Source organism: Paraburkholderia sp. SIMBA_053, assembly GCF_046534895.1.
In the GTDB taxonomy this organism is placed as follows: Bacteria; Pseudomonadota; Gammaproteobacteria; order Burkholderiales; family Burkholderiaceae; genus Paraburkholderia; species Paraburkholderia caledonica.
In genome coordinates this window covers 479,866-504,083 of record NZ_JAWRXU010000001.1, presented here as the reverse complement: position 1 = coordinate 504,083, position 24,218 = coordinate 479,866, and the positions used below count along the sequence as shown (strand labels likewise).

Genomic DNA, 24,218 nt, shown 5'->3' with positions numbered 1-24,218 from the left:
AATCTATCAATATAATTAAAACAATCCACTTTACCTATTAAGCGCTGTCTGACATACTGACTCCACTTTCCAACCACTCAGAAAGAGGACTCAGTAAATGCCGATCATCAATAGTCAAGTCAAACCGTTCAAGGCACAGGCTTATCACAACGGCGATTTCGTGACCGTCACTGAAGAAAGCCTGAAGGGCAAGTGGTCGGTTTTCGTTTTCTATCCGGCCGACTTCACGTTCGTTTGCCCGACCGAACTGGGTGACCTGGCCGATCGCTACGCCGATTTCCAGAAGCTCGGCGTTGAAATCTACAGCGTGTCGACCGACACGCACTTCACGCACAAGGCATGGCACGACACGTCGGACACGATCCAGAAGATCAAGTATCCGATGATTGCTGACCCGACCCTCGCGATCTCGCGCAATTTCGACGTGCTGATCGAAGAAGAAGGTCTGGCGCTGCGCGGCACGTTCGTGATCAACCCGGAAGGCGAGATCAAGCTGTGCGAAGTCCACGACAACGGCATCGGCCGTGACGCTGGCGAACTGCTGCGCAAGGTGCAAGCTGCGCAATACATCGCAGCACATCCGGGTGAAGTCTGCCCCGCCAAGTGGACGCCGGGCGCTGAAACGCTGACCCCGTCGCTCGACTTGATCGGCAAGATCTAAGGTTCAGCAGCTTCAAAGCCTCAGGCAGTACTAGCGCCCTAGCGGCGCATCGGCGTGCGGGCCGCTTCTTACAGCGGTTCGCGCGTCCCCGGTTCGCCTGTGTTCTATCGGACACAGGCGGGGCCGGGAACCCAACACCCCATCGTCACGGAATCGAATAGCCATGCTTGATGCCAATCTCAAGACTCAGTTGAAAACGTACCTCGAAAAGGTTAGCAGGCCTATCGAGATCGTCGCCTCGCTCGACGACAGCGCGAAATCGCAAGAGCTGCTGGCATTGCTGAACGATATCGCGACGTTGTCGGAACGTGTCACCGTGATCGAACGTCGCGGCGACAGCGAACGCAAGCCGTCGTTTTCGATCGGCGAGCCCGGCAAGGACATCGGCATCCGCTTCGCGGGCATTCCGATGGGGCATGAATTCACGTCGCTCGTCCTCGCATTGCTGCAGGTCGGCGGCCATCCGGTCAAACTCGACGATGCGGTGATCGAACAGATCCGCAGTCTCGACGGCGACTATCAGTTCGAAACGTATTTCTCGCTGTCGTGCCAGAACTGCCCGGAAGTCGTGCAGGCGCTGAACGTCATGGCGCTCATTAACCCGCGCATTCGCCACGTGGCGATCGACGGCGCGCTGTTTCAGAACGAAGTCGACGCACGCCAGATCATGGCCGTGCCGACCATGTTTCTCAATGGCGAAGTGTTCGGCCAGGGTCGTAGCGGCGTGAAGGAAATTCTCGCAAAGCTCGATACCAACGCCGGTGCACGTGCCGCGAAGGAACTTGAAAATAAGCCGGTGTTCGACACGCTGATCGTCGGCGGCGGTCCTGCTGGCGCGGCTGCCGCGATTTATTCGGCGCGCAAGGGAATTGCGACCGGCGTCGTCGCGGAACGCTTCGGCGGTCAGGTACTCGACACGCTGGCGATCGAGAACTTCGTCTCCGTCACGGAAACCGAAGGGCCGAAGTTCGCTACGGCGCTCGAACAGCACGTGAAAACGTATGAAGTCGACATCATGGACGTGCAGCGCGCCGAAGCGCTGATTCCCGGCCGCATCAACGAAGTGCGCCTCGCAAACGGCGCGGTGCTGAAGGCCAAAACGATCATTCTCGCCACGGGCGCCCGCTGGCGCGAAATCAACGTGCCGGGCGAGCGCGAGTACCGCAATCACGGCGTGGCGTATTGCCCGCACTGCGACGGTCCGCTCTTCAAGGGCAAGCGTGTCGCGGTGATCGGCGGCGGCAACTCGGGCGTGGAAGCGGCAATCGACCTCGCGGGTATCGTGCGTGAAGTCACGCTGTTCGAATTCGGCGCGACGCTGCGTGCCGACGAAGTGCTGCAGCGCAAGTTGCGCAGCCTCGCAAACGTGACCATCGTCACGCAGGCGCAGACTACCGAAATCACCGGCGACGGCAAGAAGGTCAACGGTCTCGTCTACAAGGACCTGCGTTCTGGCGAAGTGAAGAACGTCGAACTGGAAGGCGTATTCGTGCAAATCGGTCTGGTGCCGAATACCGAGTGGCTGAAGGGCACGGTGGAGTTGTCGAAGCACGGCGAGATTGTCGTCGACGCACGCGGTGCGACGTCGGTGCCGGGCGTGTTCGCGGCCGGCGACGTCACCACGGTGCCGTTCAAGCAGATTGTGATTGCAGTGGGCGAGGGCGCGAAAGCATCGCTCTCCGCGTTCGATCACCTGATCCGCAACAGCGAAGAAACGGAAACCGTTAGCGAAGTCGAAGCGGAAGCTGCGGTTTGACGATAAGACTTTGCTGGTAATGACAGACGGCGGCCCGCGGGCCGCCGTTTTTATTTGTGGACGCAGATGTGTACTGGACATCCCGCCAGACTGCGCTGACAGCCAGCGCCAACGCGCAAAAAAAGCCGCCCGGTTGTGAAACCGGGCGGCTCTTGCTCAAGCGTAAGCCTGTGAAGACGAACGGCTTAGCCCCACAAGTCCGACACTTCGTTATCGCGCAGGTCGAACACCAGTACTTCTGCGTCGCGGCCTTGGGTGAAGGTCAGTGCTTCTTCGCCGCGCACACGGGCGCCGTCGCCCTCGCCGAGTTCCACGCCGTTCACAGTGACGCTGCCGCGCGCCACATGGACGTATGCATAACGGTTGCTCGCCAGTTGCAGCTGCGCCGTTTCGTCGCCGTTGAAGAGTCCGGCATAGACGCGTGCGTTCTGTTGCAACACCAGCGAACCGTTCGCGCCGTCCGGCGACAGAACGAGGCGCAGCACACCGCGCTTGTCGTCCGCGCTGAAGTGGTGCTGCTGATAGCGTGGCTCGGTTCCCTTTTTCGCCGGCGCTATCCAGATCTGCAGGAAGTGCACCGGCTCGCTCTTCGAATGGTTGTATTCGCTGTGCGCCACGCCGGTTCCTGCGCTCATCAACTGGACGTCGCCGGGCACGATCACCGAGCCGGTTCCCATGGTGTCCTTATGCTCGAGCGCGCCTTCCAGCACGTACGAGAAAATTTCCATATCGCGATGCGGGTGCTTGCCGAAGCCTTGAGCCGGCGCGACACGGTCGTCGTTGATCACGAGCAGATCGGAGAAGCCGTTTTGCTTCGGATCGTGATAGTTCGCGAACGAAAACGTATGACGCGAGCTGAGCCAGCCGTGTTCCGCGCGGCCGCGTTGATTGGCGTGTCTGATTTCAAGCATCTCTTTCTCCTGTCGACCAGAGGTTGCGCGACGCGCATGTTCTGGGTCCATGCAACTTTCGTTGCGGGCGATCCGGGCAACTGCTTGTCCGTGATCCATGAACGACAGTTTAGGTCAACTTGAACGGCTTTAATCAGGCTAAAATCAGAAACACCGTCTCATATCAGTAGACAATGACAATGCAACTCGATGACATGCGGATCTTCGTCGCTGCGGTCGACGCTCATAACTTCACTGCTGCCGCCAAGCGCCTGTCGCTGTCGAAGCAGTTCGTCAGCCGCCGGGTCATGGCGCTCGAAGAAGCGCTCGGCGTGCCGCTCCTCGTCCGGAACACGCGCAAGCTGGCCGTGACAGAACTGGGGCAGGAGTTCTACGAGCGCGCCAGACGCATTCTGGGCGAGGTGGAGGAAGCGGAGCAGGCCATGTCGCTGCGGCGAGCCGGGCCGCGTGGGCTGCTCAGGGTGAGCGCGCCGATGTCGTTCGGCATGATGCATCTGTCGCCGCTCGTCGCCGACTTCCTGCGCGAGCATGGCGACGTGCGCTTCGACATGGAGCTGAGCGACCGCACCGTCGACGTGGTCGGCGAGGGCTTCGACATGGCGGTGCGAATCGGCGTGCTGCCTGACTCCACGCTCATCGCGCAAAAACTGGTGGATGTGAATCTCGTCGCGTGTTGCAGCCCGGGCTATCTGCGCCGTCGCGGCGCGCCCGCTACGCCTGCCGACCTCGCGCGCCATTCATGTCTGCTGTACGGACACGGCGGCGTGGTGACGTGGGATTTTGCAGTAGATGGCGCGTTGAAGGGCTTCGAAGTACACGGACCGCTGCGCGCCAACAATGGCGACCTGATCCGCGATGCGGCGGTAGCCGGCCTCGGAATAGTTCGGCTTCCTGATTTTATTGTCGCCGACGCGCTGCGAAGCGGCCAGCTCGTCACCGTGCTCGATGACTTCTTGCCAAGCGCGACGGGTGTCTATGCCGTCTACCCGCAGCATCGGCAAAGCTCGCTGACCATTCGTGCGTTCGTCGACTTTCTGCACAAACATCTGAAAAAGCGTCTTGCAGCGTAGCGCCCGGCGGCAACGGCCCCCGTTCGAAAACGGACGCGGGCCGCTGCATGTCTCGCGACGATCAGCCGTCGCGGAAGATAAAGCTATAGCCGTTCAGAGCAGGCACGCCGCCGAGATGCGCATAGAGCACGCGCGAGCCCTCGGGAAATTCGCCGTTGCGCACCATGTCGATCATTCCGTGCATCGACTTGCCTTCGTACACCGGGTCGGTGAGCACGCCTTCCAGGCGGGCGCACAGGCGGATCGCCTCTAGCGTGCCGTCGTTCGGCAGGCCGTATTCGGGGCCGCCGAAGCGTTCGTCGAGCACGACGTCCTCAGCCGTGATATCTCGTCCGAGGCCCACTTTCTCTGCGGTGCGGCTCGCGATTCGCGTGATCTGCTCGCGGGTCTGCGTCGGTTTCGCCGACGCGTCGATGCCGATCACGCGATCTGCGCGGCCGTCGGCGGCGAAACCCACCACCATGCCTGCCTGCGTGCTGCCCGTCACCGAGCACACCACGATGTAGTCGAACTTGAAGCCGAGTTCCGCCTCCTGCTGGCGCACTTCTTCGGCGAAACCGACAAAGCCGAGACCGCCCAGCGGATGATCGGAGCAGCCTGCCGGAATCGCGTATGGCTTGCCGCCGGCGGCGCGCACGCTTTCGAGCGCGTCTTCCCAGCTCTTGCGAAAGCCAATGTCGAAGCCGTCCGGCACGAGGCGCACGTCCGCGCCCAGAATGCGCGACATCTGAATGTTGCCGACGCGGTCGTACACGGCGTCCGAATAGTTGACCCAGTTTTCCTGCACTAGCACGCATTTCATGCCGAGATGCGCGGCAACCGCCGCGACCTGGCGCGTCTGGTTCGACTGGATGCCGCCAATCGACACGAGCGTATCGCAACCTTGCGCGAGCGCTTCGGGAATCAGGTATTCGAGCTTGCGCGTCTTGTTGCCGCCGAACGCGAAGCCGCTGTTGCAGTCCTCGCGCTTGGCATAGAGATGCACCTTGCCGCCCAGATGATCGCTCAGCCGCTTGAGCGGCTGGATGGGTGTTGGCCCGAAGGTGAGCGGATAGCGGGGAAATCGTTGCAAGTTCATGGTATCTCCGGTGTCGGTTGGTTCGGCGCGGTGCGTGGCAACCGCGGTCAACACATGGTAGGAAAAACGCCGGGAAATGAGCTTGCGAATAAAATCGCGCAAGCAAAATTTTGGTAATGTAACAATGAGATAGGCCTATCGAAATTGTGCACGGAAGCAGATGAACAAAACTAAAGTTCGCGGCCTTGCCGCAACCCGCGCCACGGCAACTGCGGAAGCCGATCCGCTGCAATCGCTCGATCGCATCGACCGGGCGATCCTGCGTCAATTGCAAACGGACGCGTCAATCTCGAACGTCGCGCTGGCTGCGAGGGTGAAACTGAGCGCGCCGGCTTGCTTGCGGCGAGTCGAGCGGCTCAAGGAATCGGGATTGATTCGCGGCGTTGTCGCGTTGATCGACCCGAAGGCGGCGGGCGCCGGCATGCTCGTCATCATCGGCGTGGTGCTCGATCGCTCAACGCCCGAATCGTTCGCCGAGTTCGAGAAAGCGGCGCAGAAGGTGGCCGGTTGCATGGAGTGCCACGTCGTGACCGGCGAATTCGATTACTTCATGACGATTCGCACGCGCGACAGCGACAGCTTCAACCGCCTTCACGCGGAACAGCTGCTTTATTTGCCGGGCGTGCGGCAAATTCGCTCGTTTATGGTGCTCAAGGAGATTTTGTCGACCACCCGGTTCCCGCTCTGACGCCAGTGGTCATCAGGCACGAAGCCGCAAACGGGCGCATGCTGTCCGGGTGCATGCTGTCGGGGTGCATGTCATTAACGCGCCGCATGTGCGACTAACACTGTGGACACTCGGGTCATACGCAATCCGCGCCGGCAAGAGTGAACCGCGTGCCTTTGCGAAGGCGGAATCAGGACAGGACATCATGAACATGGACAAACATATCGACCGCAAGAGCGTCCGCTCGCGCGCGGCCAGACTTTCACTCTCCGTTGGCTTCGGTGCACTCGCGCTGCTGCTTGCACAACGAATGGCGTTTTCATCCGAGGGCGCGGTGGCGATCGCACCGCCCGCGCTCGATGAGCCGGTCGCCGCGGCCACGGTTCACGAAGAAACCGCAGTGTTTGCGGGCGGCTGCTTCTGGGGCGTGCAGGGCGTATTCCAGCATGTGCGGGGCGTAAAGCAGGCCGTGTCAGGCTATTCGGGCGGCCAGCGCGACACCGCCAACTATGAAACGGTGAGCGGCGGCGCGACCGGGCACGCGGAATCCGTGCAGGTCACGTTCGACCCCACTCAGGTCACCTACGGCCAGTTGCTGCAGGTGTATTTCTCGGTCATTCACGACCCGACGCAACTCGATCGCCAGGGGCCCGACAGCGGCACGCAGTATCGCTCGGCGGTGTTTCCGCTGAACGATATGCAGCGGCGCGTCGCACAGGGCTACATCGCGCAGCTCCAGAAGGCGCATGCATTCGCAGCGCCAATCGTGACGAAGGCGGAGCCGTTCAAAGGCTTCTACCCCGCGGAGTTCTATCACCAGAACTACCTGACGCAGCATCCGAACTCGGGGTACATCGCGCTATATGACATGCCGAAGGTGGCCAATCTGAAACGTATGTTCCCCAATCTGTATCGCGACACGCCAGTGCTGGTTCAGGCAGCGCAATAGAAACGCTCGATTCGCTGAAGTCGTGCCTATTGTGCGCGTGTAGGAGCGCCGCCCCTGAGGCGGCGCTTTTCTTATTACAAGGCTTTCTACGGACGATCGCCGCCCGCGCCCGGCAGCCATCGACCGTGACCCGCCAAGCACCGTCTGCAAGGCAATGGAGGCATGCTTCAACCGCTTGGGCCCATATCTTGCACTAGCTCGTCCGTCGGCAAAACTTTCGCATGGTCTGTTATGACGAATACGTGGGCAGGAAGCTTGTTCCTCCCATCGGCAGACCTTCAATGTGCGCGTTTTGCCGTGCAATGCGTGTCGGTTGCTGAAAAACTTACATGCTGCGCGTAGCAACGCGGCGGTCGGCCAGGCTCTTGTGCTGCGCGGGTGAGCCGGGCCGGAAAAGATAAACCCTCTTCGCGATACGCGAGATTGGAGGCATTGGTGTTGAACAGCCGTAGAAAGCGGATCGGCAAGGTCCGCAATAAACAAACAGGCATCGCGGCTACTTCCATGGTGGCCATGACTATTGGCGGCTTTGCCGCGCTACCGGGGGTTGCGTCTGCGCAGACGCCTTCGCCGTTGGGCGAGTGGCAATACTCGGTCGGTATTCCGCTGCAAAAGATGTGGCAGCCGAACATTCCTGACTGGCAGGTGCGCGTTGGCGCCGCTACGTCTTTCCAGCCGCGCTACGAAGGCTCGGAGCGGTATCACCTGATGGCGGGTCCCAGCATCGACGTCCGCTATAAAGACCTGTTCTTCCTGTCGAGCGGCGAAGGTTTCGGGGCGAACTTCGCACAAGGCGAGAACTGGCGTGCAAGCCTCGCCGTGGTGTACGACCTCGGTCGTCGCGCTCACGACGATCCGCAGGAACTGAACGGTCTGGGCAACATCAATCCGGCGCCGGGTTTAAAGCTTTCGGGCGAATACGTTGTATCGAGAGACTTTCCGCTCGTGCTGCGCGCAGCCGTGCGCCGCTATTTCGGCGGCTCGAACGGGTGGATCGGCGATCTCGGTGCGTATATGCCGATGCCGGGCAGTTCGAAGAAATTCTTCTGGTTCGCCGGCCCCAACGTGACGCTCGCGGACTCCACTTATATGAACAGCTGGTTCGGCGTGAACCAGAACCAGGCCGCCCATTCCAACTTCCCGCAGTACCACGCGAGTGCGGGTTTCAAGTCGGTTGGCTTCGGCGTTAGTGCTGTATGGCTGTTCGACAAGCACTGGTTTGCTACCGCCGACGGCGCGTTCCAGCAACTCGTCGGCAGTGCCGGGAATAGCCCGATCACGCACCGCAAGGCCAATGGCGTTGCGGACGTCTCGATCAACTACCGGTTCTGAGCGAAGCGCAACCGTGGCGGTTGCGCAACCGTCACGGTTACGGATTCACGCGCGTGCCCTGCAGCCGGTGCGTGTTTTTGGACGCGGCAGCGGCGGACGCTGCCGCTGCCGATACACCCGCCGGACCCGCTGGAATATCGCTCGGGCGTGAAGTGCCCGCGGCTTGCGGATAAAGCGCAAGCAATGTGCGCAACACGCCGTTTGTCCAGCCGAAACCGTCCTGCAACGGATACTCGCCGCCGCCCGCGGACACGCCGGGCGACGCTGCGTCCACATCGTATTTTTCGACGAGCTTACCCGTGTGCTGATAGTACGAGACGTTGGTTCTGATCCAGCGCGTCGCGATGGTTTGCGCGAGCGCCGGTTCGCTATAACGACGCAGCCCGATCACCGCGAGGTATTGCAACGGCGCCCAGCCATTCGGCGCGTCCCATTGCTGACCGGTCGCGACCCTGGTGGTTGCAAGGCCGCCGGGGCGCAGCAGCTCGCGCTGCAACGTCGCGGCCACGGCCTTAGCCTGCTGACGGCTCGCAACCCCCGTGTACAACGGATAAACAGTGGCCGCGGTAAGCCTGTGCGTGAGCGTGCGATGTACGAAGTCGTAGTCGCCGAATGCCTGCAATTGCGGGTCCCACAGCACGCGTCGAATCGTGTCGGCTCGTGTGGCGGCGCGCTGCGACATGTTCTCCGCATGCGTGACGTCGCCCCGCACGCGGTACGCCTTTGCGAGTGCGCGTTCGAGATCGACGATCAGGCAATTCAGATCGATCGGCGCGAGCGACGTCACATCGACCGTGGCAAGCGTCTTGCCGTCGGCAAACCAGCGCGAGCTGAAATCCCAACCCGTTTCGCCGCCTGCGCGCAGGTTGCGCCACAGATCGTCCGCGTTGCGTTGCGGCGTTTGCTGCGAGGTCGCAATGTCTTCACGATACGACTCGTCGCGCGGCGCCGCGCGTTCGTCCCAATAGCGGTTGAGGAGCGAGCCGTCCGCGAGGCGCACCACATGCCGGTTAGCGTGACCCGCGGGCAGCCCCTCGCTGCCGTCCATCCAGTAAGCGTATTCGCGTTGCAATTCCGGCAGGTATTGCGCGTAGACGGCGTCGCCGTCTTTCTCGGCCACGAGCCGCACCATCTGCGCGAAGAACGGCGGTTGCGAGCGGCTCAGGTAGTAAGTGCGATTGCCGTTCGGTATGTGGCCATAGCGATTGATCAGCGTCGCAAAGTTCTTCAGTTCGTCGACGACCCACGCATGGTGTCCGCTTGCTTCCAGACCCAGCATGATGAAGTACGAGTCCCAGTAGTAAATCTCGTCGAAGCGGTCGCCCGGCACGATGTAGGCATCGGGCAGCGGCAGCAGCGAGGACCACGGACTCGCCGCGGCATCCGGCTCACGGCGCAGCACGTTCCACAGCGTATCGATATGACTCACCACGTCCTCGTTCGGATCGGACACGTAGCTCTTCGACATACGAACGGGCAGCGTGAAATTGCGCTTCACGAAATCGCCGAGGCTAAAACCCGGTTGTTGCCTGGCGGTTTCATACGCCGCGGCAATCTGTGCCGGCGGCGCGAGCGGCACCATGTCGGCGAAGGTCTTGCTGTCGGGAAAGAGGTGAGCCAGTTGCACGTCCCGATAGAGGTCGGGGTATTGCTCGGAGGGCGGCACCGGCACCACCGGCGACGCCTGCACGGGGGGCTCGACGTGCAATGCGACACGCGTGATGCCGCTTGCTCGCGGCGCTGCATCCGCAGCCGGGGCTGCAGCCGCGATCGACGCATGCAACATGAGCGCGGCGGCGAGCGCGGCGACATGGGCGGCCCCAGGCGTGGTATCAAGCCAGGCGCCAGGCCAGGAGACCTGCAGGGCGCCCAGCGCGCGACGCAGATGGTGACGGGCAACAGCGGCGAAAGCGTGAACTGTCATCGGCAGGAGAAAGGACGTCGAAGCATGAATGGGTCAAAGAGGTGGACAGGGTTCGCATCATTGACCGCGCGCGCCCCGGCAAAGTTGCGTGTATCTGCTCGGCCTTGTCCAGCAAGGCGGAGCGCGGTGGCGCACGCAAAATGCAAAGCCCGTCCTGTATGATTATGCGGCTGTGTAAGAACCCGAAAACACCACGCGGAAAACCCGAAAAATATTCCGGATCGCAATGATCCGTTTTGCTGAATATAGAAAAAATGACCGCATCCCAGGTTGTCGACGAACGTTACTTTCGCGGCATCGTCCGCCGCAACATCGCCTTACCTCTCTTTGTCGGCCTGATCACGATAGCCGTGTTCGTCGGGCTCATCGGATACCTGGTTTCCACCACGAATTGGGCCGAGCATTCCGAGCGCGTGGTCGGCAAGGCCAACGAAATGTTGCGGCTCGCCGTCGATCGCGAATCGTCGATGCGCGGCTTTCTGATCACCGGAAACGAAAGTTTTCTCGCGCAGTACGAAAACGGCGGACCGCAGTTCAAGGCGCAAATGGAAGACCTGCAGCGCCTCGTTGCCGATAATCCGCCGCAAGTCGAGAAGCTCAGGCAGATTCAGGCAATACAGGACCGCTGGACTCGCTTCGCCGAAAGCATGATCGATGCGCGCCGCAGAATGCAGGACGTCACGAGTGCCGTGGCGAGCGGGCGCGGCAAGATGGAATTCGACGAGACTCGAAAGGAGTTCAACGATTTTCTCGAAGTCGAATTGCGCTTGCGTCAGGAGCGCAGCGAGGCATCGCGCCGCGTCACCGGAATACTGGTCAGCGTGTTCCTGATCTTCAGCATCGGCGTGAACGGTCTCCTTGCATGGATGGGCCGGCGCGAGCTGCTCAACCTGGCGGGGATCTACGACAAAGCGATACGCCAGCAAGCCGAACAGACGGAAGCGCTGGAAAAGCAGGTCTGGCTGCGCTCCGGTCAACGCATGCTGGCCGAGCGAGTGGTTGGCGCGGCCACGCCGCAACTCGTCGGCCGTGCGATGCTCGACTGCCTTGCGCAGTACATGGAGGCTGCCGTCGGCGCCGTTTATGTGCGCGACAAGCGGCACGGCACGTTGCGCCGCATTGCGACTTACGGCTTCAGCCGCGAGAGCGAGCAGGCCACCGGGCGCGATCTCAGCGAGGCCGACACGCTGGTCGGCGAGGCCGCACTCTCGCGCCGTATGGTCGTGATGCGCGACGTGCCGGAAAACTATGTGCAAGTCGTTTCTGCAACCGGCAAAGCTGCGCCGAAGAACCTGATCATCATGCCGATCAGGAGCGAAGGCGAAGTCAACGGCGTCGTGGAACTGGGTTTTATCCGGGCACTCGCGCCGCGCGACGAAGAGTTCATCGAATTCGTCAGCGACAGCATGGGCGATTTCATCGAAGCGGCGCTGTATCGCGAGCGCCTGCAAGATGCGCTGATCGAAACGCAGCAGTTGAACGAGGAGCTTCAGGTTCAGCAGGAGGAACTGCGTGTTTCGAATGAAGGGCTCGAAGAGCGCGGCCGCGCGCTGCTCGAATCGCAAACGCGCCTTGAAGCGCAGCAGGCCGAGCTCGAACAGACGAACGTGCAACTCGAGGAGTATGCGCAGCGCCTCGAGCGGCAGAAAGCGGATCTGCTGCGCGCACAGGACGACCTTGAGGCAAACGCCGAGCGCCTCGAGCAATCGAGCCGCTACAAATCCGAGTTCCTCGCCAACATGTCGCACGAGTTGCGCACGCCGCTGAACAGTTCGCTGATTCTCGCGAAGTTGCTGCAACAGAACCGCAGCGGCAATCTGACCGAGGAGCAGGTGCGCTATGCGGAAACCATCCACGCATCCAATAGCGACCTGCTGGTGCTGATCAACGACATCCTCGATCTGTCGAAGGTCGAGGCGGGGCAGGTGACAGTCGAACTCGAAACCGTGTCGCTCGACGCAACGCTGCAATCGCTCGAAGAAATGTTCAAGCCGATGGCGGATGCAAAGCACCTGAACCTCGCGTTCGACCGCTCGCCGGGTGTGCCGGATACGTTCATCGGCGACGGCCAGCGTGTCACGCAGATATTGCGCAATCTGCTATCCAACGCGATGAAGTTCACCCAGCGCGGCGAGGTTGCGCTATCGGTCGCGCCTGCGGACGGCGACATGCTGCGTATCGATGTGCGCGATTCCGGCATCGGCATCGCGGCCGACAAGCTGGAGATGATTTTCGAAGCGTTCCAGCAAGCTGACGGATCCACCAGTCGTCAGTACGGCGGCAGCGGACTCGGCCTGTCCATTTCGCGGGAATTTGCGCGACTGATGGGCGGCCGGATCACCGTTGTCAGCGAAGTGGGCAAGGGTAGCGTCTTCACGCTGTGGTTGCCGCTCGACGCGCGCGCAGCGCTGGCGGCCGACGGCGAGAACACAGCCGCCGCGGCGGGTACGGCTACGGCAACCGCCGCGGCGCAGGGTCGGACGGCAGGCAACGCAGAGACCGCCGGTGACACGCGGGGCGAGCCGCTGCTTGCTGCCACGTCATGGAACGGCGGTGCGTCGACGGTCATTACTCCGGCCAACGGATTAATGACAGAAGCGCGTCACAACGGAGCAAGCGTGGCGTATGTTAGCGACGCGGGGAGCGCGCCGGATTCGGCCGCGGCGTCGATTGCCGACGACCGCAACAACCGCACGCGTGCGGGCCGTCTGATCGTCGCGGTGGAAGACGACCTCGCGTTCGCCGAAATCCTTCGCGATCTCGTGCATGAACTCGACTTCGACTTCGTGCATGCGAGCAGCGCGGCGAGCGGTCTCGCTCTCGTGCGCGACATGCGCCCTGCGGCGGTGCTGCTCGACGTGGGCTTGCCGGATCGTTCGGGGCTCACCGTGCTCGAATGGCTGAAGAACGATCCGCTCACGCGTCATATTCCAATCCATATCGTGTCTGCCACCGACCACGCGGATAAGGCGCTGCATCTCGGCGCAATCGGCTATACGCTCAAGCCGACGGCGCGTTCCACGATGGAAGCCGCGATCCGCCGGCTCGAAGCGCGCTTGCAGCAGCACCTCAAACGCGTACTGGTGATCGAAGACGACGCAGCGATGCGCGAAAGCATCCGCGCGTTGCTGCAAAGTGAAAACACCGAGATCGTGGCGGTCGCCACGTTGGCCGAAGCGCTCGAACACATCGAAACTTTCTCGTTCGATTGCGTGGTCACCGATCTCGCGCTGCCCGACGGCACCGGCTACGATCTGCTGGAACGCCTGGCCGGAAACGCCGAGCATGCGTCATTGCCGGTGATCGTCTACACGGGGCGCATGCTCTCCGATGAAGACGAACACCGCCTGCGCCGCTATTCGAAATCCATCATTATCAAAGGCGCAAAGTCGCCGGAACGCCTGCTCGACGAAGTGACGCTGTTCCTGCACAGCGTGGAGTCGTCGCTCGCGCCGGAGCAGCAACGCATGCTGCGCACCGTGCGGCAACGCGACAACGCCTTCGAAGGCCGCACGATCCTGCTTGCCGAAGACGACGTGCGCAATATCTTCGCGCTCTCGCATGTGATCGAGCCGCTCGGTGCGAAGTTGCAGATTGCGCGCAATGGCCGCGAAGCGCTCGAAGCGCTGGAAAACGGCCCCGAAGTGCATCTCATACTGATGGACATCATGATGCCGGAGATGGACGGTTTAACCGCAATGGGCGAGATTCGGCGCAATCCGCGCTTTGCGCATTTGCCGATCATCGCGTTGACGGCAAAGGCGATGGCGAACGATCGCCTGCGTTGTCTCGAAGCGGGCGCCGACGACTACGTGTCCAAGCCGATCGACGTGGACAAGCTCGTTGCGCTCTGCCGTGTCTGGCTGCGCCAACGCTAACAGGCTGAGACAACGGTCCAGACACGGAAACAGCAATGAGCCAGTTCGAACTAGACGCACGGCAACGCATGAGCGATTTCGACATCGAGTTGAAATTGCTGCTGGAGGCTATCTACCTCAAATATCAGCACGATTTCCGTCACTACGCGATGTCGTCGCTGCGTCGCCGTCTGTCTCAGGCACTGGATGAATTTGGATTGAGCACGTTATCGCAATTGCAGGACCGCATCATGCGCGATAGCGATCAGTTTTCGCGGCTGTTCCAATACCTCACTGTGCAGGTCAGCGACATGTTTCGCGATCCTGCATATTTTCTCGCGCTGCGCGAGCATGTGCTGCCGCGTCTTCGCACGTATCCGTCCATCAAGGTGTGGGTGGCCGGTTGCAGCACGGGCGAGGAGCTATGGTCGCTAAAAATCCTCTTCGACGAAGAGGGCTTGACCGAGCGCACGCTGTTCTATGCAACCGATATCAGCCCGGACGCGCTCGCGCGCGCCGAAGCCGGAATCTACGCGCTGGATCGCGTTCAGGGCTTCACGCAGAATTACCTCGCGGCCGGCGGCAAGCGCTCGCTGTCGGACTATTATCACGCGGCCTATAACGGTGCGCGCTTTGCCGGTTCGCTTAAAGGCCGCGTGGTGTTCGCCGACCATAGCCTCTCGACCGACGAGGTCTTTCTCGAAGCGCATCTCGTGTCGTGCCGCAACGTGCTGATCTATTTCGATCGCGGTTTGCAGGACCGCGCGTTGGGGCTCTTCCAGAATGCGCTGGTACGGCGCGGTTTTCTCGGCCTGGGCAGCAAGGAGACGCTGCGTTTTTCAAGCCATTACGAAGCCTTCGACGAGTTTCGTCCGGGCGAGCGTATTTACCAGAAGCGCTGAAACCACCGTGATCCCACGCACAACGATCCAGTCGCCCGAAGACGCTCCGCGAGGCGCGCGAAATGGGCGCACTTGCGAGCTCGTCCTGATCGGCGGCTCGGCAGGCGGCATGGAAGTCCTCAACCTGCTGCTTGCCTCGCTGCCAGCGAGCTTTGCGCCCGCCGTGATGGTCGTCATGCATCTGCCGCCCGATCCGCCGAGCTATCTCGTTCACGCGTTGGCGCACCGCTGCCTGCTTCCCGTGGTCGAGCCCGACGCGGGCGAACAGATCATGCCGGGCCGCGTGCATGTAGCACCGCCCGGCTATCACATGCTGGTGGAAGTGGACCGGACGGTTGCACTGTCAACGGATGCAGCAGTGCGCTTCTCCCGGCCTTCCATCGACGTGTTGTTCGAGTCCGCGGCGGGCGTCTACCGCGATCAATTGCTGGCCATGCTGCTCTCCGGCGCCAACGACGACGGCGCGCGCGGTCTGCAGCGAGTGCGCGCGTTCGGCGGCCTTACGTGGGTGCAGGCACCGGACACCGCCACTTCGCCGGAAATGCCGCGTACCGCAATTGAACGCGGTGCGGCCGATTACATCTTCTCTCCCGAAACAATGGCACGGCAGCTTGCAGCTCTGCCGGCCTCTCTCTGACCCGATGCCATGTCGAACCCACCCGTGAACATTCTGATTGTCGACGACATCGCTCACAACATTACTGCGCTCAAGGCGTTGCTGACACGGCCAGACGTCGCCGTGCTGGTGGCCGATTCCGGCACCGCCGCGCTCGATCTGCTGCTCAAGCACGAAGTCGCGCTCGCGATTCTCGACGTCAACATGCCCGGCATGAACGGTTTCGAACTGGCGGCGCTGATGCGCGGCAGCCCTCGCACGACACATGTGCCGATCATCTTTTTGACGGCAACCGCGCACGACGCGTCGCGCACGTTTCGCGGCTATGAAGCAGGCGCAGTCGATTTTCTTTACAAGCCGTTCGACCCGCGCATTCTGCAATCGAAGGTGGACGTGTTCGTTCAGCTCGAACAGCAGAAGCGCCAGCTTGCCGCGCAACTCGTGACCACGCGTCAGATGCTCGAAGCGAATGAGATGTTGATGGCGGTGCTTAGCCACGATCTGCGTACGCCGCTCGGCGCGGTGCTCGCGTCTGCGGAATATCTGATGCGCACCGCTGCCGACCCGCAATCGGCAACGGTTGCCGCGCGTGTGAAAAACAGTTCGCTGCGCATGGCGCGCATGGTCGAGCAGTTGCTGAACCTCGCGCGTCTGCAAGGCGGACGTCTGCCGTTGCAACCTCGTTCGATCGAACTCGCGACGCTATGCAGATCGGTCATCGACGAGTTTACTTCGCGCGAGAACGGCAAGCGTATCGTGTTCGCGAGCCGCGGTAACACGGCCGGCGCATGGGATACGGATCTCGTCTGGCAGGCAGTGTCGAATCTGGTGAGCAACGCGCTGCATCACGGCGCGGAAGGCGGCGACGTCAGCGTCGAGGTGGACGGCGAAGCCGCCGACTGCGTCCGCCTGAAGGTCGCCAATCGCGGCGTCATTCCCGCTGAAGTTTTCCCGCATCTGTTCAAGGCATTCGGCCCGAACAACAGCGGCTCCCGCTCACGCGAAGGCCTCGGGCTCGGTCTGCATATCGTGCAGGAGATTGCGCGGATGCACGGCGGTGGCGTCAGCGTGAAGTCGGACGAAGCGGACGGCACGGTCTTCACGATCGAACTCCCGCGAATGGTGACGCTGCAACGCGGCTCGTTTTCAGGAAAATAAGCGCGAAGATAAATGCGGCGCATACGCGGCAACGGCGCTGCGAATACGGCCGTCGATACCAGCGCCGCGCTGTGCTACGCTTGGCGGAACACAATCCACGCCGCGCGAGCACGAAGCCATCATGCGTTCATGGCGCATTTCCCCGCCGCATCGAAGCGAACAGGTCAGCACCGCGCGTGCGGCCGAGCTCGTCATGTCGATTTCGCACAGCGACGCCGACTCGCTCGCCGCCAGCATGCTCAAAACCGTGGGCGATATGCTGCCGGTTTCGCAGTGCACCGTGTTTGCGTACGAATTCGACGCGCGACCGCGCACTATTTCCGCCGCCGATCATCGGGGCGGACGTTTTCTGCGCGACGTTGCTGACCGCTACTCGACGCACTTTTATGCACTGGACGGCAATAGGGCGATCATCGGAAACGCGCGCGGTGCGCGATCGAACGACGCGCTAGTTCTGCATCAGCAGCAAAGCGAAGAAATCCCGAACGAAGCGTATCGCGCAGCGTGCTACTCGCAGCCCAACGTATCCGACCGCTTGTCGCTGCTCCTGCAGCCCGTGGAAAACGTGTGGCTGTCCATCAATCTATACCGTGACCGCGCGTACGGCACGTTCAGCGCGGGCGAGCTGGAACGGGTCGAGAGCCTCGCGCATCTGTTTGCGCACGCTGCGAAAGGGCATTACGCGCTTCATGGGCAGCATCAGGAAGGCCCGGCAGCGGCCATGCTTGCACGCGTCAGACGAATCTGTCCCGCGCTTACGCCACGTGAGCTCGACGTGCTTCGCGGCACGCTCGAAGGCGCGACAGCGGTCGAGATCGCCGCGCAAATGGGCGTCAAGCCCACGAGCGTTATCACTTATCAGAAGCGTGCATACGCGCGGCTTGGCATTTCCAGTCAGAGGCAACTGTTCGCTCTGTGCTTAGCGCCTCAACGTGGCTGAGATTGGCATCTTGCCGAGCCGTACTCAACGCTTTTTCAACCGCGTCTCGCGCGCGCATCGGCTTGCGTCTCGCGGTCCCAGCGTTTGAGCCACGGCAACAGGAAATCAGCAAAGCCGGCCGCAGGCGGTGACAGCGCGCGTTCGGTCGAGCGATACACGCAAACCTCGCGGATGGTCTCCGGCTCGACGATCCGCTTCATGATCAGCCCGAAAGTGCGCGCAAGCGGCGCGACGTAGGCCGGCGCGAGCGTCACCGCAAGTCCGCGCGAAGCGATGCCGAAAGCGGTCGTCACGTTGTCCACCACATCGACTGGAACGATGCGTGCCTCGACCGGCAGGTTTGCAAGCATCTGGTCGACCGCGCGTTCGTGATCGCGGCCTGTAGCGACGATAGGTATATCGCGCAACTGCTGCCACTGCACACGCCTTCGCGTGCCGAGCGGATGCGACGGCGCGCACCACATCACCCACGGACTTGCGAATGCGGAGTCGCGGCGCACGCGTGCACCGCTTGGCCTGTCGGGGCCAACCGCGAGGTCCACGTCCGCGCTCTCCACACGCTCCACGAGTTGCTCGACCACCGTGTCGCAAATGCGCACGACCACCTTCGGCTTGTCGCGCGCGTACTCGGCGATCGCCTCCGGCAACGCAGTGGACGCCAGCACCAGCGGCGCGCCGATCCGGACAATGCCGGCCGCGCGGTTGCGGATATCGTCGGCGGATTGGGCGGCAGCGCGCACGTGACGCAATACCGATTCCGCCGACGCGAGGAAGTCTTGCCCCGCGCTCGACAGATTCACACGCCGCGTGGTCCGGTCGAACAGGCGAAAGCCCAGTTCCGTTTCAAGCTCGGCGAGCAGTTGACTGACTGCCGACGAAGTGAGGCCGAGCCGCTGCGCCGCCGCGCCGATGCTTTGAAGATCGACAATGGCGAGAAACGCCTCAAATTGACGGATGGTGATGCGAGTAAGTGCCATTGCCCGATTCTAAAGAAAAACTTACGAATCGTGAAAAATCCGTTGATTGTGGATTGGGGTGCGTTCGTCGACACTTGTCCCAATCGACGGGAGCACGTAAAGACGCTTAGACTTTCAGTCTCGCCCGGCCGTCGACGCAATGTCGGCGCAACATCTCAGGGCTCCTTTCAAGGAAATGCCATGTTCGAACATATCCCCGCTTATCCCGGCGATCCGATTCTGAGTCTCAACGAAGACTTCCAGCTCGATCCACGCCAGAACAAAGTCAACCTGAGCATCGGCATCTATTTCGACGACGCCGGCAAGCTGCCCGTCATGGACGCGGTGCGCCGCGCAGAAACGGCGTTGCTCGACGCAATCGGTCCGCGTTCCTATCTGCCGATGGCGGGCTTGCCGCTCTATCGCGAGACCGCACAGGCGCTGGTATTCGGCGAAGACAGCGAAGCACGCGCCGCAGGCCGCATCGCGACGTTGCAGACCATTGGCGGCTCTGGCGCGCTCAAAGTCGGCGCCGATTTCCTGCGACGCTATTTCCCGGGTTCGCAAATGTGGATCAGCGACCCGAGCTGGGAGAATCACCGCGTCGTATTCGAGGGCGCGGGCCTAACGGTCAACACCTATCCGTATTACGACGAACAGACGGGCGGCCTGCGTTTCGCCGATATGATCGACACCATCGACCGTTTGCCCGAGCGCAGTGTCGTGTTGCTGCATGCGTGCTGCCACAACCCCACCGGCGTCGATCTCAGCGTCGAGCAATGGACCGAACTCGTGCCGGTGCTGCAGCGTCGCAAGCTGATCGCGTTTGTCGATATGGCTTACCAAGGCTTTGGCGCGGGCCTCGAAGAAGACGCCGCTTGCGTCCGTATGCTGGCTGAGGCCGGCGTACCGCTGATCGCTGCCAATTCGTTCTCGAAAAATTTTTCGCTGTACGGCGAGCGGTGCGGCGCACTGAGCGTTGTCTGCAAGGACGCCGACGAAGCGAGCCGCGTGCTCGGTCAGCTGATGTCCGCCGTGCGCGCGAACTACAGCAATCCGCCGACGCACGGCGCGCGCCTCGTCGCGAACGTGCTGTCCGATGTGTCGTTGCGCGCTTCGTGGGAAGCGGAACTCGCCACCATGCGCGAGCGCATTCTTGCGATGCGCGGCACGATTCACGCGGGGCTCGCCGGCCGCGTCGACGAAGTGATGCGTGCGCGTTACGTCGCGCAACGCGGCATGTTCACCTATACGGGCTTGACCGCAAGCCAGGTCGAGCGTTTGCGCGACGAACACGCGGTGTACGTTTTGCGCTCAGGGCGCATGTGCGTAGCAGGCTTGAATGCGCGCAATGCGGACTACGTCGCATCGTCCATTGCCGCGGTCGTGTCCGGCACGTAACGGCGGCGCATAACGGCGGCGCACAACGGCGACGCACAACGGCGGCGCACAACGTCAGATACGCACATTTGCAGCCAGCAGATAACCATGGAGAGATCGATGACGACACTTGATATGCCAGCGGCGAGTGCGCCGAAGAGCACCGGAATGCACCCCGACGAATGGCAGTCGCGCGTTCAGCTGGCTGCGTGCTACCGGATTTTCGACATGCTCGGGTGGACCGAGATGATCTACAACCACATCACGTTGCGTGTGCCGGAAAGCGTAAGCGGCGGCGAGCGGCAGTTTCTGATCAATCCGTTCGGCTTGCACTACAGCGAAGTCACGGCGAGCAATCTCGTGAAGATCGACGCGCAGGGCCGCGTGCTGGACGACTCGCGTTATCCCGTCAATCCGGCCGGCTTCGTCGTGCACGCGGCAATCCACGAAGGCGTGCCCGACGCCCATTGCGTGATGCATACACACACCACGGCGGGCGTCGCGGTGGCGTGTCTCGAAGACGGCTTGCAGCAGACCAATTTTTACAGCGCTCAGTTGCACGACCGGATCGCGTATCACGATTTCGAGGGCATCACCGTGCATGCGGAAGAAGGGCCGCGGCTCGTCGAACATATCGGCAACCGGCAGGCGGTGATTCTGCGCAACCACGGACTGCTTGCGTGGGGCCGCACGTTGCCGCAGACTTTTGCGATTCTCTGGACACTGAACCGCGCGTGCGAAATTCAGATGGCGACGTTCTCGATGGGCAAGGCGCGGCCGGTCCCCGAAGAAGTGGCGATCCGCTGTTCGCGCGACGCGCTCCAGTTCGATCCGCGTCACGGCGCGGGGCAGGATGTGTACGATGCGCTGGTGCGTCGCGTGGAACGCATCGACGCGAGTTACAAGGAATGAATCAATGAAAGCAGTGATTTACGGCGCAGGCGCAATTGGCGGATGGATGGGCGTGAAGCTCGCGCAAGCGGGCCACGATATCGGTGTGGTGGCGCGCGGCGCGACGCTCGCCGCGTTGCGCGAGCATGGCCTGCGTTTGATCGAAGGCGGCGAGACGCAGACGGTTCGCGTGAGAGCAGCCGAAGATCCCGCGGAACTCGGTGTTCAGGATCTCGTGGTGGTGGCGGTAAAGGGTCCTGCCATGGCGTCGGTGGCCGCGCATATCGCGCCGCTGCTCGGGCCGCAAACCCTCGTGCTCACCGCCATGAACGGCGTGCCGTGGTGGTTCTGCGACGGGCTCGGCGGCGATTTCGCGGGCAAGCGGCTCAAGTCGGTCGATCCCGACGGCGCCATCGCCGCGGCGATTCCGGGCGAGCAGACGGTGGGCTGCGTGGTGCATGCGAGCTGCCTCGTCGAGGCGCCTGGCGTGATCCGGCATCATCAGGGCAATGGGTTGATCGTCGGCGAGGCTGCCGGCCGGCCGAGCGAACGCGTCAAAGCGTTGACTGAAGCGCTCGTCGCAGCCGGCTTCAATGCGTCGATGTCGGAGCAGATCCAGCGCGATGTCTGGTACAAGCTCTGGGGCAACATGACAATGAACCCCATCAGCGCAATGACCGGCGCGACCACCGACCGCATTCTCAGCGACGAACTGGTGCGCAACTTCGTCACGAGCATCATGCTCGAAGCGAAGGAGATCGGCGCGCGCTTCGGCATTCCGATCGATCAGGCGCCGCAGGACCGGCACGCGGTCACGCTCAAACTCGGGGCGATGAAAACGTCGATGCTGCAAGACGTAGAGGCGCGCAAGCCCGTGGAACTGGACGCACTCGTGAGCGCGGTGCGCGAACTCGGACAACTGACCGGTGTTCAAACGCCATACACAGACGCGCTGCTCGGTCTCGCGCGTTTGCATGCGAGCACGCTGGGTTTGTACTGAAGCCGATATAGCCGATCTGGCAGATATAGCAGTGGTGCTTCGCTGAAGCTGAAAGCCGCCGCGGGTCAAGTCGCGGCGGCTTTTTTTGCGCCTGGTTCGTCGTGCTCTCTTCAACCTATGTCGCCGCCGTGACTGCCCTCGGCGAAGGCAGGCGAGCTGCCTCGATCAAAGACAAAGCCCGTTGCGTGTCATCGAGTTCGGTCACGCAGAGCAGTGCGAGGCGGGCGAGATAGAGCGGTGCCTGCGCTTCACCTTCGGCCGTGATGTTCTGGCAAAGCGTCGTATAGATGCGCTCGAGATCGCTATCGGTCATGACTGTCTCTCCTTGCTCCGAATGTTCAGTGCGGCGATAAGCGCGCTGTGTGTCGCGGCTGCCGTGCCGTCGCGCCAGCGCGCGAGCACATGGCCATCCGGGCGGATCAGATAGACGGTGCCCGGTGTTGCGTCGAGCATGTGATGCAGGCGGCCGTTGTGATCGATAACGGCAGTGCTGTCTGCACCCAGCTTGACGTTCGTGTCGACGACGGTGATCGTGTTGAATGGAATCGCACGACTCTTCAGATCGTCCTGTATGCGTTGCCACTCGGCATCTTGCGAAGCATCCATGCCGAAGCGCAGCGCCGTGAAACAGGGTGCCAGCAGATCGGTAACGTGCATATCGACCGTCTTGCCGTCGCTAATGCGCCGCAGCCTGCACTCCGGTAACACGCTGCCAGGCGCGGGACCGCTGGCAAATCGGCTCGCCACGGGCACTGCGCCGGTTGCGTGCACGCCGTCTGCTGCAACGCGATTGAGCGGCGATTCGACATACGCGATCGGGTGCGTTTGCCGCGGATTGATCAGCGGCCGCACAGCGGGATGATGTTCGGCGAGCCCAAGCACCGCTGTTCTCATCAACTCGAACCCGAACGTGGGCGGCGCCATGAACTCGGTGCTTTTCATCCCGTAGCTCAGGTTCTCGCGCGCGGCGAACACGCGCTCGTCGCTATAACTGTCGAGCAGATCGGGCGATGCAATGCCGTTGACCACGCAGCCGAGTTTCCAGCCGAGGTTGTCGGCGTCGTCAATGCCCGAATTGGCGCCGCGCACGCCGAAGATCGGCACAAGATGCGCCGCGTCGCCGGCGAACAGTACCGAGCCGTGGCGATAACGCTCCAATGTCAACGCGTTTGCCTTGTAGACCGTGATCCAGATCGGCGACCATTCGCCCGTTTCGCCCATTGCGTCGAGCACGCTCTGAACGCGTGGAATTACGTTATCCGGCTCGATGGCCGCCTGCGGGTCTTCGTCGTCGCGAAGCTGATAGTCGATACGCCAAACGTCGTCCGGCTGTTTGTGCACGAGCACCGTGGAACCCGGATTCGACGGCGGATCGAAGTAGGCGAGACGTTCGGTCGCGCGCTCGCTGTGCAAGGCGATATCAACGATCACGTAGCGTCCTTCGTACGTGGTGCCGGTGAGCTTCAGACCGAGCGCTTCACGTACGGTGCTGCGCCCGCCGTCGCACGCGACGACCCAGTCGGCGTGCATGCGCCACGCGGTGTCGCCGGTGCGCAGCGCGAGTGTTGCGCCACGCTGCGCGTCGGAACCGTCGGATTGCTCGATGCCGGTCACACGAGTTTGCCAGCGGATGTCGATCAGATCCGCATGCCGCTCCAGTTCGTCGAGCAGGAACTGCTCGATCTGGTATTGCGCGATGTTGATCATCGGCGGCAACGATTGCTCGTCGTCGTGATGCATCGTGAAGCGGAACACTTCGGTGTCGCGATAGAAGCTACGGCCTCCCGTCCACGGCAGGCCTTTTTGCAGGAAGCCTTGCACGGCGCCAAGGCGCTTGAGTATTTCCAGGCTGCGCCGCGAAATGCAGATTGCGCGGCTGCCGGTGCATACGCTGTCGTCGGCCTCGATCAGCACCGAGCGCACGCCTTGCCGGGCGAGGGCGAGCGCGAGCGTCATGCCGACCGGCCCGCCGCCGACTATCGCCACGGGCCGCCGCACGGGATCGTTTCCGTCGATGAGCGGGGGCGCCGCGCCCTCGTAATGGCGCGGCGCAAAGGGGTAGGGTTTGAAACTGCGCGTCATGCATGTCTCCTCGATTTTCGCCGCGTTTTCCGGTGCGCCGCGCCTGTGAGTGTTTTAGACGCGCGGCGATACGAAAGAAGCGATGAGC

The 24,218-nt window shown here is 62.1% G+C and carries 20 protein-coding genes; 14 read left to right on the top strand and 6 right to left on the bottom strand.

Features of this window, described 5'->3' with window-relative positions; translation table 11 throughout:
- Positions 1-97 precede the first annotated feature (97 nt).
- Both ahpC and ahpF read left to right on the top strand, forming a co-directional pair.
- On the top strand, positions 98-661 hold the full coding sequence (gene ahpC, locus SB753_RS02295; RefSeq protein ID WP_020067922.1) for an alkyl hydroperoxide reductase subunit C: 564 nt from the start codon (positions 98-100) through the stop codon (positions 659-661).
- 163 nt (positions 662-824) lie between these two features.
- Positions 825-2,417 (top strand): alkyl hydroperoxide reductase subunit F, encoded by a 1,593-nt coding sequence (ahpF, locus tag SB753_RS02290; RefSeq protein WP_020067921.1) that lies wholly within the window; start codon positions 825-827, stop codon positions 2,415-2,417.
- Between the two features lie 185 nt (positions 2,418-2,602).
- On the opposite strand, the gene SB753_RS02285 is transcribed toward ahpF, so the two are convergent.
- Positions 2,603-3,328 (bottom strand): pirin family protein, encoded by a 726-nt coding sequence (locus SB753_RS02285; RefSeq protein WP_410798767.1) that lies wholly within the window; start codon positions 3,326-3,328, stop codon positions 2,603-2,605.
- A 179-nt stretch (positions 3,329-3,507) separates the two neighbouring features.
- Here SB753_RS02285 and SB753_RS02280 point away from each other — a divergent pair, with 179 nt between their 5' ends.
- Positions 3,508-4,398: a LysR family transcriptional regulator gene (locus SB753_RS02280; protein ID WP_088173999.1), complete on the top strand. Its 891-nt coding sequence runs from the start codon at positions 3,508-3,510 to the stop codon at positions 4,396-4,398.
- Between the two features lie 61 nt (positions 4,399-4,459).
- Here the strand turns inward: SB753_RS02280 and SB753_RS02275 are convergent, their stop codons facing one another.
- Positions 4,460-5,476: a 1-aminocyclopropane-1-carboxylate deaminase gene (locus tag SB753_RS02275; RefSeq protein ID WP_131315729.1), complete on the bottom strand. Its 1,017-nt coding sequence runs from the start codon at positions 5,474-5,476 to the stop codon at positions 4,460-4,462.
- Positions 5,477-5,636: 160 nt separating this feature from the next.
- Here SB753_RS02275 and SB753_RS02270 point away from each other — a divergent pair, with 160 nt between their 5' ends.
- The 3 genes from SB753_RS02270 to SB753_RS02260 all read left to right on the top strand — a co-directional run bounded on the left by SB753_RS02270 (position 5,637) and on the right by SB753_RS02260 (position 8,424).
- The gene (locus tag SB753_RS02270; RefSeq protein WP_310066792.1) at positions 5,637-6,164 is read left to right on the top strand and encodes an Lrp/AsnC family transcriptional regulator; all 528 of its coding nucleotides are present in this window, start codon (positions 5,637-5,639) and stop codon (positions 6,162-6,164) included.
- Positions 6,165-6,348: 184 nt separating this feature from the next.
- Positions 6,349-7,092, top strand: coding sequence for a peptide-methionine (S)-S-oxide reductase MsrA (gene msrA, locus SB753_RS02265; protein WP_204521529.1), 744 nt, complete (start codon positions 6,349-6,351; stop codon positions 7,090-7,092).
- Between the two features lie 435 nt (positions 7,093-7,527).
- Positions 7,528-8,424, top strand: a complete 897-nt coding sequence (locus SB753_RS02260) for a MipA/OmpV family protein (RefSeq protein WP_087754865.1) — start codon at positions 7,528-7,530, stop codon at positions 8,422-8,424.
- Positions 8,425-8,461: 37 nt separating this feature from the next.
- On the opposite strand, the gene treF is transcribed toward SB753_RS02260, so the two are convergent.
- Positions 8,462-10,210 carry an alpha,alpha-trehalase TreF gene (treF, locus tag SB753_RS02255; RefSeq protein WP_410799601.1) on the bottom strand — a complete coding sequence of 583 codons (1,749 nt, stop codon included), beginning with the start codon at positions 10,208-10,210 and terminating at the stop codon, positions 8,462-8,464.
- 392 nt (positions 10,211-10,602) lie between these two features.
- Between treF and SB753_RS02250 the strand changes: the two genes are divergently transcribed.
- From SB753_RS02250 to SB753_RS02230, 5 genes are all read left to right on the top strand, one after another.
- Positions 10,603-14,226, top strand: coding sequence for a response regulator (locus tag SB753_RS02250; RefSeq protein ID WP_410798765.1), 3,624 nt, complete (start codon positions 10,603-10,605; stop codon positions 14,224-14,226).
- 35 nt (positions 14,227-14,261) lie between these two features.
- Complete coding sequence (locus tag SB753_RS02245; RefSeq protein WP_410798764.1) at positions 14,262-15,107, top strand: CheR family methyltransferase; 846 nt, start codon at positions 14,262-14,264, stop codon at positions 15,105-15,107.
- Between the two features lie 7 nt (positions 15,108-15,114).
- A complete protein-coding gene (locus SB753_RS02240; RefSeq protein WP_410798762.1) occupies positions 15,115-15,744 on the top strand; it encodes a chemotaxis protein CheB in 630 nt (209 codons plus the stop codon).
- Between the two features lie 9 nt (positions 15,745-15,753).
- Positions 15,754-16,881: a hybrid sensor histidine kinase/response regulator gene (locus SB753_RS02235; RefSeq protein WP_027804612.1), complete on the top strand. Its 1,128-nt coding sequence runs from the start codon at positions 15,754-15,756 to the stop codon at positions 16,879-16,881.
- Between the two features lie 121 nt (positions 16,882-17,002).
- Complete coding sequence (locus SB753_RS02230) at positions 17,003-17,821, top strand: helix-turn-helix transcriptional regulator (RefSeq protein WP_410798760.1); 819 nt, start codon at positions 17,003-17,005, stop codon at positions 17,819-17,821.
- A gap of 35 nt (positions 17,822-17,856) precedes the next feature.
- On the opposite strand, the gene SB753_RS02225 is transcribed toward SB753_RS02230, so the two are convergent.
- Positions 17,857-18,798, bottom strand: coding sequence for a LysR family transcriptional regulator (locus SB753_RS02225; RefSeq protein WP_087754859.1), 942 nt, complete (start codon positions 18,796-18,798; stop codon positions 17,857-17,859).
- A gap of 180 nt (positions 18,799-18,978) precedes the next feature.
- On the opposite strand from SB753_RS02225, the gene SB753_RS02220 reads away from it, so the two are divergent.
- The 3 genes from SB753_RS02220 to SB753_RS02210 all read left to right on the top strand — a co-directional run bounded on the left by SB753_RS02220 (position 18,979) and on the right by SB753_RS02210 (position 22,048).
- Positions 18,979-20,178 carry an aromatic amino acid transaminase gene (locus tag SB753_RS02220; protein ID WP_408196210.1) on the top strand — a complete coding sequence of 400 codons (1,200 nt, stop codon included), beginning with the start codon at positions 18,979-18,981 and terminating at the stop codon, positions 20,176-20,178.
- 99 nt (positions 20,179-20,277) lie between these two features.
- A complete protein-coding gene (locus tag SB753_RS02215) occupies positions 20,278-21,069 on the top strand; it encodes a class II aldolase/adducin family protein (RefSeq protein WP_020067906.1) in 792 nt (263 codons plus the stop codon).
- Positions 21,070-21,073: 4 nt separating this feature from the next.
- Positions 21,074-22,048: a 2-dehydropantoate 2-reductase gene (locus tag SB753_RS02210; protein WP_131315719.1), complete on the top strand. Its 975-nt coding sequence runs from the start codon at positions 21,074-21,076 to the stop codon at positions 22,046-22,048.
- A 115-nt stretch (positions 22,049-22,163) separates the two neighbouring features.
- Here SB753_RS02210 and SB753_RS02205 read toward each other — a convergent pair whose 3' ends face one another.
- The gene (locus SB753_RS02205; RefSeq protein ID WP_410798757.1) at positions 22,164-22,361 is read right to left on the bottom strand and encodes a hypothetical protein; all 198 of its coding nucleotides are present in this window, start codon (positions 22,359-22,361) and stop codon (positions 22,164-22,166) included.
- Positions 22,358-24,130, bottom strand: a complete 1,773-nt coding sequence (locus SB753_RS02200; RefSeq protein ID WP_410798755.1) for an FAD-dependent oxidoreductase — start codon at positions 24,128-24,130, stop codon at positions 22,358-22,360. The genes SB753_RS02205 and SB753_RS02200 overlap by 4 nt, the downstream gene beginning before the upstream one ends.
- Positions 24,131-24,218: the final 88 nt, after the last annotated feature.